We start from the raw sequence: 12,210 nt of genomic DNA, 5'->3' as shown, positions 1-12,210 counted from the left end.
CTATCTTCCCATATTCTGTAAGCAGATGTGCCGGCTGTTTAATAAATCTAATATTTAATTATATACCCTAACATATAAGTAAAAATTACAATAGTAATATAAATCAAGAAATAGAAATCTAAAATGTTGTTTGTTACTTGTATTAAATTTGAATGTAAAAAAGGTGATTTAAATCACCTTTTTTATTTGGCTGTCTTCTTTTAATTTGAAATGTAAAGAGACAACGAGACAACATTACGACCATCTTTAACTGTATTAACAGATACAATAAGGTTACTTTTTTGGTTTAATTCTTTAATGGCTGGTTTTAAAATAAACTTATTCGAATCTCTAAATTGTAAATATTTATCTTCAATTCCGAACATGGTTCTAAAGCCACTAAAGCTAACAAGTCTGTCCCCTATTTCGACTTTCTGCCAGTAGCGGTGAAGGCATCGATTTATTGCGCGATCATCTGAAAGAAACGATGGGTTTTAGCAGTAATACCGAAGGTGGTTTCTTGGCTCGTCGTCGTTATTTACAAGCATTAAATACCGCAGCGGAACATTTACAATAGGGCCATGAATAATTGGTGGTTGCCCGTTCGGGTGAATTGCTGGCAGAAGAGCTGCGTCTGGCGCAGCAGGCATTGAGTGAGATCTCGGGTGAATTTACTTCCGATGATCTGCCAGGAAGGATTTTTTCGAGTTTTTGTATTGGGAGGTCAGTGGGTAAAAGGCAGAAGTGGAATTTTTTTACCGGTTATAACAGGTAAAATTATATTTACCGGCTATAGCGTGTAAAAATTGATTTACCGGTTATAGCGTGTAACAATGAGGTTAACTGTTCAAATTGGTTGACCTCAAATATGAAAGTGACTAACTCGAAACAACTCAGCGCATATTTAAAAGATATCAGGCTTACTCAAAAACTTTCTCAGGGTAAAGTAGCAAGCAAAGTAGGTATTAGGCAGGATACGGTATCAAGCTTTGAGCAGCACCCAGATTCTACCAAGCTGGAGACCTTCTTTAAGATTATGTCAGCATTGAATTTGGAACTCGATATCCAGCCAAGAAACGTTACTAAGATAGATTCGTTAGTGGAAGATGATTGCACAACATCGGACTCGGTGTGGAAAGAGGAGTGGTAATGGCAGCACTGGATGTCTACATGAACGGTTATCGAGTTGGAGTATTTACCAAAGCCAATACTGGCTCCCACCATTTCAAATATGATGAGTCCTGGCTTAGGTTATCGGGTAGTCGCCCCATTTCACTGTCTATGCCTCTGCGCCATCAAGCTTATCAGGGTGACGAGGTATATAACTTTTTCGATAATCTACTGCCGGATAATCCGGAAGTCAGAAGAAGAATCGTCGCCAGGCACAATGCTGAGTCAACGCAACCTTTTGATCTGCTGGCTAAAGTGGGTCAAGATAGTGTAGGAGCTTTGCAACTGGTACCGCAAGGTACATCCGCTAATGATATCAAGAGGATTGAATATAAGCCCTTATCTGAGATGGAACTAGATAAAGTGCTAACTGGCTACCAAGCTGGTGCGCCATTGGGGATGATCGAAGAAGAGGAAGATTTTCGTATATCCATCGCTGGCGCACAGGAAAAGACAGCGCTTTTAAATATTGATGGAAATTGGTGCTTGCCATTAAATGCCACTCCGACAACACATATCATCAAACTTCCCATCGGTAAAATTGAGAGTCATTCACACTCTATTGATATGTCTGAAAGTGTGGAAAATGAATATCTGTGTATGTTGATTGCAAGGATGTTTGGACTGTCTGTTCCTCACTGCTTAATAATGAAAGTGGGAGAAATAAAAGCATTAGCAGTAGAACGATTTGATCGCAAGTATTCATCTGACAACAGTTGGATAATGCGGCTGCCTCAGGAGGATTTCTGCCAAACCTTGAGCGTGCCTTCGGCGAAAAAGTATGAGAGTCATGGTGGTCCTGGGATTCCCGAGATCATGTCCTACCTCTTGGGTTCGGTTAAAGCCGAGACTGACCGTTATGAATTTATGAAGATCCAGGTATTGTTTTGGCTGTTGGCTGCCACAGACGGCCATGCAAAAAACTTTTCACTGTTTATTGAGGCTGAAGGGCATTATCGGCTAACGCCTTTTTATGACATTCTTTCCATGTACCCTGTATTCGGAGGCAGAGGGCTTCATCCCCGAGATGCCAAATTGGCGATGGGGCTAACTGGGACGAGAGGTAGGAAGTACAATATAGAGCAGATATTCCCAAGACACTTTTTTCAAACAGCCAATGCCGCTGGATTTGATAAGGATTCGATGGCAAGAATTCTTACTGAATATGCTGAGACGGTTGATACAGTTGTCATGAATGTCAGAGGCCAGTTGCCTATAGATTTCCCTGTTCATATCAGTAACTCGATATTGGGAGGGTTACAAGCCAGAGCAAAGCGCCTGAAAATTGGGTGGGATTAACATTCTCATCAACATTATCTACAGCAAGTGCCATATAAATATGGCACCCACTCACATGATGATTTTATAACTTATTTTTTACCTGCAACATCTAGTTGCTGATAAATATAATGTTTATAACTTTCCACCAGCGCTTTATCCTGACAATCATCCAATGCTCCCCGGCAGAGATGACGCATTGTCATATTTGCTCGGTAGAAAGGTGAAGCATCCAGTTTAGCTCTCTCCATAATCATGCTGCCAAGGAATGAAATATCCGTCAGTTCATCAGTCTGAATAGATTCTCCCTGTTGCAAGTTATCCCGCATAGTAAATTGGGTGATATGACCCGGATTTGAAAATACGCCATTGTACTGATTTAGGCTGATATTGGGTTGATGATCACCAAAGTAAAGGAAAATAGTGGGCTTTTCCCGTTTAGCAACAAACTCACTGAAATCTTTAATTGCCGGATCAGAAGCTTTGATTTTCTCCATATAGTGACTGAACTTACCCACTGCCTGTGAATTTTTCACATGTCCGGTAAGCCCGTAATCATCAGTGTGATCTTCATCATATGGGCCATGTTCATACATGGTCAGTGAGAAAATAAAGAGTGGCTTATCTGTTTCCTGTGCCAAAATGTCTTTCACATAACCCAACATCTCTTGCGTAGAAATAGCCCACAAATTTTTATCGGGACTGGCGGGATATCCCAATTCCTGTGGCTGAATAATGCGATCAACGCCGAGAGTCTGATAGGCATGACCGGAATGATAAGAAGATTTATTAAATGGCGTCAAAACAACCGTGTAATAGCCATTCTGTTTCATTTCACGGAACAAGCTGTATTTCAGATGATCAACAATAAAATAAAAAACCGCATTCTTACGTGAGCCAAAATCGTCCGTATTTAAGCCAGTCAGAGCAGAAAATTCAGATAACCAGGTACCACCACCGAAAGTTTGCACCCGCATTGGGCTTTGTGCGCTGACGCCAGAATCCCGCTGGAACATATAAAGATTAGGTAAGCGGGCATCATCAGGCAGTTGATAGATATGCGGAGTCACGGTGGATTCCTGTAATAACATCACCACGTCAGGTTTAATTACTGACTGCGACACAGGTAGCACGACATTCTTAGCCTGTTGCAGAAAATAATCGGATGATTGTCCAAATTGAGGCGCATGATATTTGGCATCTTTAGCCGACATCACCATATTGGTGACGGTACCACGTCCTTTTGGTAGTGAAGATTCCCACTGCTCTCTGAATGCATTAGCGGTAGCGCTCACTTCCCATGTACAGAACGCCGCCAGAACCAAGCCGACAGTACGCCATTTGAAACCACGGAGGGGAGATGATTTTTTCCAGCTCAGCGTCATGTTAAAAATCAACCAGATAAACATTGCGACAACGCCTAAACCGGCCAGCCAATAGTGGTGTAATGTTTCCTGATTGGCAGGATCAAACATCAAGTTCAGATCGGAGAACATCAACTGCTCTTTGTAGTAATGAACTTTTATCTGATTGAGGAATTTAAAGATAATAAATAGTGTTCCGGTAAAGGCAGCGGAAAACAGTAACCTGGCTGATATAAAAAACATCAAGCCAAATATCACACCAAACACACCGACAGCAATCAGTGCCGGATAAATATCTTCACTTTTTTCAAAAACCAGAATTAAAGTTGCAATAAACAATAATCCCAGATAAACGCCCGATGTTATCTTCTTTTTCATAGCGTATTCAATCCAGTTAATAGAAAGCTAACGGTTGGCAAAAATAGCACAGATCAGTTAAATCGATGAAGCAAGACGGTGATTTTGCTGAAATCATCTATACCCGTTATCTTTCAAGTTGCCTCTTTGTTGGCTGCACTCACTCACCCCAGTCACATAGTTATCTATGCTCCCGGGGATTCGCTCCCTTGCCGTCGCGATGCATCTTGAAATCCATAGGGTATATATTTTAAATAAAAAAATCATCAGAATAGCCCATTATCTCTGAGAATATGCGACTCAGCCTGACGACGAGTAAAACCACTGCGATCAAAAAATTCCAATATTTGAATAGCCAATTTACGACCGATACCGAGTTGATCACGAAAATCCGCAGCGGTAATTGCACCATAATCTTGATTAAATTGGCGAATTAGCTCCGCGAATTGTTGAATTCGTTGGCTACAATAATAACGATCAGGAACAATCGCGATAATATGCCCCAATTGAGCGGATTTTTTCAACAAATTGCGGACTGTTGCCTCTTCTTCTTTTAAATCCGCAGCCAGGTCGCGTACCCACCACGGATCATCTGTGAAATAGGGGGCTATTCGTTGCCACAATTTTGCCTGTTCATCACTAAAAGACAAACCGTGTTCAGGAAGATATAACCAACCTCGTAATTGCTTTAGCTGTCCATCACTGAGCAATGCATCTATCAAAGTGTAAACTAGCGCTTCATCCAGCGTTGGCAGCGCCATCCGTTTCAGACGTACCCTGCCTAAACCCAGTTGATCGACATGTTGCTGGTGATATTCAGCCAAAACGTGTAGTAACTTCTGCTTTGCTAACTTGGCATTGTTCTGTGATAACACCATACCATCGGCAATAATCACATCCTCATCAACGATTAGCTGGTGGAGAGTTGCTTCCGTTAACTGACGCGCCCAAGAAAAGTGGTTGAGAGAAAGTGCGCCTCGTGGCAAATGGAGCGCTAAATTAGCTGCATGATCTGATGTTCTGGCAAGCCGCGTGAGCCAATGCAAAAATTCTGGCTGGCGCTTACCACGACGGGGGGAATTTAGATTTATCACTCGCGCGCCAGCCAATGTTTTTCTGGCACTGATATCTCGCAATATCAGCCGGTCATTCTCAACCAACCACAATGGGCTATCAAGCGCCAATTCAGCCAGCAGAGGCTTATCAGAAAGTTGATTTAGTAATGAAATTCGCCCCGTTATATGGCTGGCAGCATGATGAATATGAATTGGTTGCCAGTTTCGCAAAGGTTCATCAGTTTCTACTTCCACCAATACCTTTTCTACATGCTCAAAGGGTTTGTGGGAAAGTAGCCAATCACCACGGGATACCTGTTCTTTACTCACATCACCAGTAATATTCAGTGCAATACGTTGCCCGGCTTGAGCCGTATCGGTCTGTTGATTCTGAGCATGCAAGCCACGTACTCTGACTTGCTGATCCCGGCCGGTTAGCCAGAGGGTATCTCCCACTCTGACCCGGCCGGCCAATGCCGTTCCCGTGACTACCAGACCCGCTCCTTTTACACTGAAAGCGCGATCTATCGCCAGACGAAAACGCTGATGTAATTTTTCATGCTGCTTATTTTGCTGATGTAACTGCAACAGATGCTGCCTCAAAGGGACAATACTTTCTTCATCCGCCGCAGCCGTTACAAACAGAGGGAACTCGCTCCAACCCTGCATTGCCAGTTGATGTTCAATTTGTTGGCGGATTTCAACTATTCGTTGCGATTCCACTCGATCTGCTTTAGTGAGCGCAACTGTCATGGCCGGGCGGCCAATCAAACGCAGAATAGCTAAATGTTCTCTCGTTTGAGCCATTACCCCATCGTCACAGGCAACCACTAATAAAACATGATCAATACCTCCGATCCCTGCCAACATATTAGCGAGGAATTTCTCATGTCCGGGCACATCGATAAAACCAACCGAAGAGCCATCCGGTTGCGGCCAATAGGCATAACCTAAATCGATGGTCATCCCGCGCTTTTTCTCTTCCGGCAAATGAGCTGTATTAACGCCGGTAATCGCTTGAATAAGTGTGGTTTTACCATGATCAACATGGCCCGCGGTGGCAAAAATCATAATAGTTTTAGAAAATTATTGTATTTCAGAAAATTACAGCAATAGTGCCTGCAATAGCGCTTTTTCATCTTCAAGACAGCGTAAATCCAGCCATAAACGTCCGCCAGAGATACGACCAAGAACGGGTTTCGCTAATCCACGCCAGCACCGGGCCAACCGCTCTAACGAGCTCCCCTGACCATCAACGGCAGCGAAAGTCAAAGCCCAACTTGGCAGACGATCAACCGGCAGCGAACCACTGCCAATCTGTGAATAACATGGTTCATCACGAACAATAAATTGGTCACCGTAATGTGCTTGAAGCTGAGGTAATAGCTGTTGTGCCATATCATGCATTTGTTGTTGTGAACGGGTTAACAAACGTAACGTTGGCAATTGTTGGCAAAGCTGTTCGGGGCGCTGATATAACCGCAATGTAGCTTCTAAAGCGGCCAGCGTCATCTTATCTGCCCGCAAAGCGCGTTTTAGAGGATGACGCTGGATTGCTTCTATCCAGTGTTTCTTGCCTAGAATAATGCCAGCTTGTGGTCCCCCCAGTAATTTATCACCAGAGAAAGTGACCAGATCGATGCCCTGATTCAGGTAATCTTGAGGCATAGGTTCGGCTGGCAATCCATATTGCGCCATATTGATCATGGAACCGCTACCCAGATCAATTGCAGTAGGAATTTGTGAGGTTATTCCCAGAGTGGCCAATTCACGGCCAGACACTTCCGCGGTAAAACCTTCAATATTGTAGTTACTGGCATGCACTTTCATAAGGAGAGCGGTCTCTTCATTAATCGCTTGCCGATAATCTTTCAGATGAGTGCGGTTCGTTGTGCCGACTTCAACTAATCGGCATCCTGCCTGAACCATTACATCAGGAATACGGAATGCGCCACCAATTTCCACTAATTCGCCACGAGAAACCACAACTTGCTTACCGGATGCTACGGTTGCCAGCAATAACAACACCGCCGCTGCATTGTTATTAACAATACAGGCATCTTCCGCCCCGGTTAATTCACACAGTAAATCCGCCAAAGCATGGTCACGGTGTCCACGTCCGGCGTTATTGAGGGAATATTCCAACGTTACAGGTGAACGCATCACTTGTGTTACCGCTTCAATCGCTGATTCTGCCATTAATGCTCGGCCAAGATTGGTATGAATCACCGTACCACTAAGATTAAACACCGGCTTTAAAGCCAAAACTTGTTTCTGTTCCAGTTGCTGACCAAGTGCCAAGGCCCAGTTATCACACCAATCAGGCAGTACCTGATACTGCTTGATATTGATTCTGGCCTGCTCCTGCATTCCTCTTAATGTGGCAGTGACCAACGTCTGTCCATATTGTTCCACGAATGGGGCTATCTGTGGCTCATGCAATAGACGATCAATGGCGGGGAGCAGGCTGTACAACGGGTATGGTTTATGTGTCATGGCAATTCCGTCAACTCACTATTACTCATTTGGGAACAAAAACGGGTTGATGCTACTGCGGACAAAGCCTTCCTCTTCCATTTTGGCATCGAGGATCAGTGAAGCTAGATCATTAGCAACAGCTTCAACTTTCGGATCTTTCTCCTGATAGAGAATTTTCAAATAACTACCACAATCGCCGCAACTTTCCGCTTTCACAGCGGCGTGCTCACTATCTAGTGACCAATAATTAAGATCGCGTGTCTGTTCGCAGTTACTGCATTTTACCCGTACCACATGCCATTCACTTTCACACAAACTACAATGCAGATAACGCAACCCGTTGGTTGTGCCAATATGAACGACACTAGAGACCGGCATACTGTTGCAAACTGGGCAAAACTGACGATGTTCACCATATTCTGCCCTCGCTTTTCCTGGGATTTGATTTGCCATTTGTGCCCAATAGAGGGAAAGTGCCGCCCAGATAAAAAGTGCTTTTTCAGGGCTGACTTTACTGAATTCATTTTTCAGCAGAGCATCGGCCATCTGTTCCAGCTCCTGTTCTGGCGCTTTTTCTAGATTATCCAGAGCGGCATTAACATGTTCCGACGCATCTGGCAGTAATTCTGCTATCAGAGAGTGAAGTAATTTTTGCCAGTGTTCAGTACGTTGGAAGGTTTTGCAATCCAGAGGCGGTTTACCTTCAATGACAGATTTTTCTAAGATATCTGCTATCTCCATTTTTAATGGATTATCATGCAACGCTTTTTGCTGAGCTTGGGCAACTTGTGCTGAAAAGTTAAGATAATCAACGAATGGGCTCTCTTTTGCCAATTGTTGCAGGCGTTCTGCTCGACGCTGATAAAGATTTTTCAGATTAGCAAAAAGCAATGGCGGGATATAATCTGCTGTTTTTTCATTGGTGCGATCTTTGCTCAGTTGTTCTTGAGGAACGATGTGAATACTCATTAAGTTCTATCTTCCTGCTATCTGCTTTGGGGCTTTCAGATTAATAATAATCTTAAGCTTGTTTTTAGCGTTCAGCATAGATCAAAAGTGGTTTCTGGGCTACAGAGATAATACTTGAAATTATGTGGTCGGTAATAATCAATATATTCATGAAATGGTTGTCAATATTTTTATAATCATTCATTCTTAGTGTGAATTTGCTGAAATAAAAATATTGTTAAGGCATATCTTTTAATTTAATCTTAAAAACCCCTAAAAAGAGTTAATTGTGATTTTTAACATTTCTTTCTATCATATTTTATATAGTCTGATAGTTAATTACTTACGGCTAAAAAAATATAATTAAAGTGAGTAAGCAATGGTCAAAGATGAATCAAATTTTCATTATCTCATAAGGAAAAGATAGCAAAGTTAATAATTACATTTTTGGCTGAAAGTGTTTCAACTATATATGGTTAGTTATAGTGGTACTATGTTCTATACCCGTCATCTTTCAAGTTGCCTCTTTGTTGGCTGCACTCACTCACCCCGGTCACATAGTTATCTATGTTCCCGGGGATTCGCTCCCTTGCCGCCGCGATGCATCTTGAAATCTATAGGGTATATATAATAACCTCATTTAAAAATACAGAAAGGGTAATTCAATGCTAATCGATCTCATTACGTCATATAGAAAAACCGCTGCAATCTATACTTTTGTTGATGCTGGTTTATCTATTCACTTTAAAAATGGAGACTATGTAGATATTAACAAACTTGCCAGTCAATATGGTATTGATTATTCAAGACTTAATCGACTATGTGATTTCTTAATTGAAATAGGAGTATTGGTTAGCAGCAACCACGGGGTTGCACTTTCTGAGGAATGCAGTGCACTTGCTGATCCTAATAGCGTAGAATTCTTAACAGTAAAATATGAAATCAATTCAGAACATTGGGATTCTTGGTTAATGTATCCAAAATCCTTGCTGGAAAACAATGGCAAATCGGCATTTGAAATGGTGCATGGAAAATCATTCTTTGAGCATTTGGATAGTAATAAGGGATTAAAATCAGATTTTGATGCTTTAATGTCAAAATACACAAATAAAATAATTAAAGAATTGCTTGTTATTTATGATTTTAATAAACATAACAGAATATTAGATCTGGGGGGTGGAGACGGAGAGCTTTTGATCAGAATCAGTAAACAGGTCAAAGGAAAAGATTACGCTGTATTGGACAGATATAATGAAATGCCTATTTCAGAAGGTGTAAATTTCATAAGTGGAGATTTTTTTAAGCCAATTCCGACAGGTTATGATTTATATATTTTAAAAAATGTTCTCCATAATTGGCCTGATAATGATGCTATATCCATTTTGAAGAACTGCCGAGAAGCGATGGATAATAACACAACCCTTCTGATAATAACCTTAATGAAAAAACCACAATCCTTGGTAGTTAAATCTGTGGATATATTAATGGATATGCTATTTTTAGCGAAACAACGTTATTTGTCTGAATTCGAAGATATAGCTAGCCACGCAGGACTTGTTATTCGATCTTATAAAGATTTAGATGAAATATTTTCACTTATAGAATTAGGGGTAAAATAAATTATTAGGGATTTAGGAACATTTCCAAAAGATGATTATATTTATAATTGATCGTTGGGAAATATATATATAAAATGTGGCATCAAAATATTTGATGCCACATTTTATTTTATGTTAATAATTAAATGTATACCCTATGGATTTCAAGATGCATCGAGACGGCAAGGGAGCGAATCCCCGGGAGCATAGCAAACTATGTGACCGGGATGAGCGAGTGCAGCCAACAAAGAGGCAATTTGAAAGATGACGGGTATATAAGTATTAAAATAGAAAGCAAACTTACTCTCTGATAATAAAAACGATTAATAACTATATTAAACGATTCTATTTTATCTTGGAAATTTCTGAGAAGAGTTAATTGTGATCTTTGTCATTTATTTTTGTCGAATTTAATATAGTCTGATAGTTAACAATTCTGTTTAAAAATGCGTTATTAAAGTAAGTTGAACAATGGGAAAATAAGGAGAGTGGAATTTTTATTATCTCACTATGAAAAGGTAACAAAGCTAATAATCACATATTAGTTATCGAAATATCCAATTATTCATTATGGTATTTAATGTACTTTAGATAAAACACTTACTCTATTTATAAGATAAAGACATAAAGGATAACTCAATGCTAGCCGAACTTATTACATCATATAGAAAATCAGCCGCAATCTACGCTTTTGTTGATACCGGCTTATCTATTCACTTCAGAAATGGAGCTTATGTAGATATAGACGAACTTTCCCGTCAATGTGGTATTGATTATTCGCGACTTGATCGATTATGTGATTTCTTAATTGAAATTGGGGTATTGGTTAACCACGGTCATAAAGTCACCCTTTCTGATGAATGCAGTGCACTTGCCGATCCTGAAAGTATGGAGTCATTAATTGTAAAATGGGAACTGAGTCCAGATTGCTGGAACGCTTGGTCAATGTATTCAAGATCTTTACTTGAAAATGATGGAAAGCCGGCATTTGAAATAGAGCATGGAAAATCATTCTTTGAATATTTAGCTAGTAATAAATTACTCAAAGTAAATTTTGATTCTTCAATGTCAAAAATCTCAGATAAAATCATTGAAAAGATACTTGATATTTATGATTTTAGCCAGTACGACAGAATATTAGATGTTGGAGGAGGAGAAGGAAATCTTTTGGTTAAAATGGGCGAAAAGATAAAAGGAAAACATTACGCTGTATTAGATAGATATGATAAGATTCCTGTTTTGGAAAATATAGATTTTATCGATGGGGATTTTTTAAAATCAATTCCATCTGGTTATAATTTATATATTTTAAAGAATATTATTCACGATTGGTCTGATAAAAATGCAATATTAATTTTAGAAAATTGCCGTAAGGCAATGGATAATGGTTCAACTGTTTTATTGATAAGTTATACGAAGAAACCACAATCTAAGGTGTTGATATATTTAGATATGTTAATGGATGTAATATTTTCAGGAAAAGAGCGTTATTTGACGGAATTAGAGCATTTGGTTAACCAGGCAGGATTGGTTATTAAAGATGTTAAAGATATCGATGAATTATCTTCAATTATTCAGCTAGGGGTAAAATAATTTAAATATAATTATATGGATATTGTTTCTCTGAAAATATATATAATAAGTATGTCGTGTAAATATTTGATGACATACTTTTTTATATCAGTAAAATATATGAATATTAAAGTGTAAATAAAAATAATTTAAATAGCATAAATAACAATATTAAATCATTTTATTTGATTTTTAAAACCCCTTAAAAGAGTTAATTGTAATCTTCATCATTTCTTTTTATCATGTTTAATATCGTCTGATAATTAACAATTTCAACCCTAAAAATACATAACCAAAGTAAGTTAACCAATTGGAAAATAAGGAGAATGATATCTTCATATTACCAAGAAAAGATAGTAAAGTTAATGATTTCATTCTGGTTATCAGAATACCTAATAAATCATCAGGTAT

9 protein-coding genes and 1 pseudogene are annotated in these 12,210 nt (G+C 39.7%); 5 read left to right on the top strand and 5 right to left on the bottom strand.

Translation table 11 applies throughout. From position 1 onward, the window contains the following. Positions 1–200 precede the first annotated feature (200 nt). Positions 201–365 (bottom strand): replication initiation protein, encoded by a 165-nt coding sequence (locus LG003_RS05245; protein ID WP_240000863.1) that lies wholly within the window; start codon positions 363–365, stop codon positions 201–203. A gap of 35 nt (positions 366–400) precedes the next feature. Here LG003_RS05245 and LG003_RS05240 point away from each other — a divergent pair. The 3 genes and pseudogenes from LG003_RS05240 to LG003_RS05230 all read left to right on the top strand — a co-directional run. Next, positions 401–754: pseudogene (locus LG003_RS05240) on the top strand (hypothetical protein); the annotation flags it as partial. Positions 755–847: 93 nt separating this feature from the next. Beyond that, the gene (locus LG003_RS05235) at positions 848–1,129 is read left to right on the top strand and encodes a helix-turn-helix domain-containing protein (protein ID WP_112879271.1); all 282 of its coding nucleotides are present in this window, start codon (positions 848–850) and stop codon (positions 1,127–1,129) included. Further along, positions 1,129–2,448, top strand: coding sequence for a type II toxin-antitoxin system HipA family toxin (locus LG003_RS05230; protein ID WP_262980325.1), 1,320 nt, complete (start codon positions 1,129–1,131; stop codon positions 2,446–2,448). The genes LG003_RS05235 and LG003_RS05230 overlap by 1 nt, the downstream gene beginning before the upstream one ends. A gap of 71 nt (positions 2,449–2,519) precedes the next feature. On the opposite strand, the gene LG003_RS05225 is transcribed toward LG003_RS05230, so the two are convergent. The 4 genes from LG003_RS05225 to fdhE form a co-directional block, all read right to left on the bottom strand. Further along, on the bottom strand, positions 2,520–4,169 hold the full coding sequence (locus LG003_RS05225) for an LTA synthase family protein (protein ID WP_262980324.1): 1,650 nt from the start codon (positions 4,167–4,169) through the stop codon (positions 2,520–2,522). A 245-nt stretch (positions 4,170–4,414) separates the two neighbouring features. Then, positions 4,415–6,274, bottom strand: coding sequence for a selenocysteine-specific translation elongation factor (selB, locus tag LG003_RS05220; RefSeq protein WP_262980323.1), 1,860 nt, complete (start codon positions 6,272–6,274; stop codon positions 4,415–4,417). 33 nt (positions 6,275–6,307) lie between these two features. Then, complete coding sequence (gene selA, locus LG003_RS05215) at positions 6,308–7,699, bottom strand: L-seryl-tRNA(Sec) selenium transferase (protein ID WP_262980322.1); 1,392 nt, start codon at positions 7,697–7,699, stop codon at positions 6,308–6,310. A gap of 21 nt (positions 7,700–7,720) precedes the next feature. Next, positions 7,721–8,650: a formate dehydrogenase accessory protein FdhE gene (fdhE, locus tag LG003_RS05210; protein ID WP_262980321.1), complete on the bottom strand. Its 930-nt coding sequence runs from the start codon at positions 8,648–8,650 to the stop codon at positions 7,721–7,723. Positions 8,651–9,294: 644 nt separating this feature from the next. Between fdhE and LG003_RS05205 the strand changes: the two genes are divergently transcribed. Beyond that, entirely contained in the window at positions 9,295–10,248 is a 954-nt protein-coding gene (locus tag LG003_RS05205) for a methyltransferase (RefSeq protein WP_112879265.1), read from the top strand. Between the two features lie 618 nt (positions 10,249–10,866). Next, positions 10,867–11,820: a methyltransferase gene (locus tag LG003_RS05200; RefSeq protein ID WP_262980320.1), complete on the top strand. Its 954-nt coding sequence runs from the start codon at positions 10,867–10,869 to the stop codon at positions 11,818–11,820. Positions 11,821–12,210: the final 390 nt, after the last annotated feature.

Source organism: Photorhabdus kleinii, assembly GCF_025384885.1.
Classification (GTDB): Bacteria; Pseudomonadota; Gammaproteobacteria; order Enterobacterales; family Enterobacteriaceae; genus Photorhabdus; species Photorhabdus kayaii.
Note: the sequence above shows the minus strand (reverse complement) of the source record. Positions and strands in the feature narration are given on the sequence as shown.

What these genes read in the sequence shown, in the direction of transcription:
- LG003_RS05205 (WP_112879265.1), top strand. Translation starts at nt 9,295, where the DNA reads ATGCTAATCGATCTCATTACGTCATATAGAAAAACCGCTGCAATCTAT.
- fdhE (WP_262980321.1), bottom strand. Translation starts at nt 8,650, where the DNA reads ATGAGTATTCACATCGTTCCTCAAGAACAACTGAGCAAAGATCGCACC.
- LG003_RS05200 (WP_262980320.1), top strand. Translation starts at nt 10,867, where the DNA reads ATGCTAGCCGAACTTATTACATCATATAGAAAATCAGCCGCAATCTAC.
- selA (WP_262980322.1), bottom strand. Translation starts at nt 7,699, where the DNA reads ATGACACATAAACCATACCCGTTGTACAGCCTGCTCCCCGCCATTGAT.
- LG003_RS05235 (WP_112879271.1), top strand. Translation starts at nt 848, where the DNA reads ATGAAAGTGACTAACTCGAAACAACTCAGCGCATATTTAAAAGATATC.
- LG003_RS05245 (WP_240000863.1), bottom strand. Translation starts at nt 365, where the DNA reads ATGTTCGGAATTGAAGATAAATATTTACAATTTAGAGATTCGAATAAG.
- LG003_RS05230 (WP_262980325.1), top strand. Translation starts at nt 1,129, where the DNA reads ATGGCAGCACTGGATGTCTACATGAACGGTTATCGAGTTGGAGTATTT.
- LG003_RS05225 (WP_262980324.1), bottom strand. Translation starts at nt 4,169, where the DNA reads ATGAAAAAGAAGATAACATCGGGCGTTTATCTGGGATTATTGTTTATT.
- selB (WP_262980323.1), bottom strand. Translation starts at nt 6,274, where the DNA reads ATGATTTTTGCCACCGCGGGCCATGTTGATCATGGTAAAACCACACTT.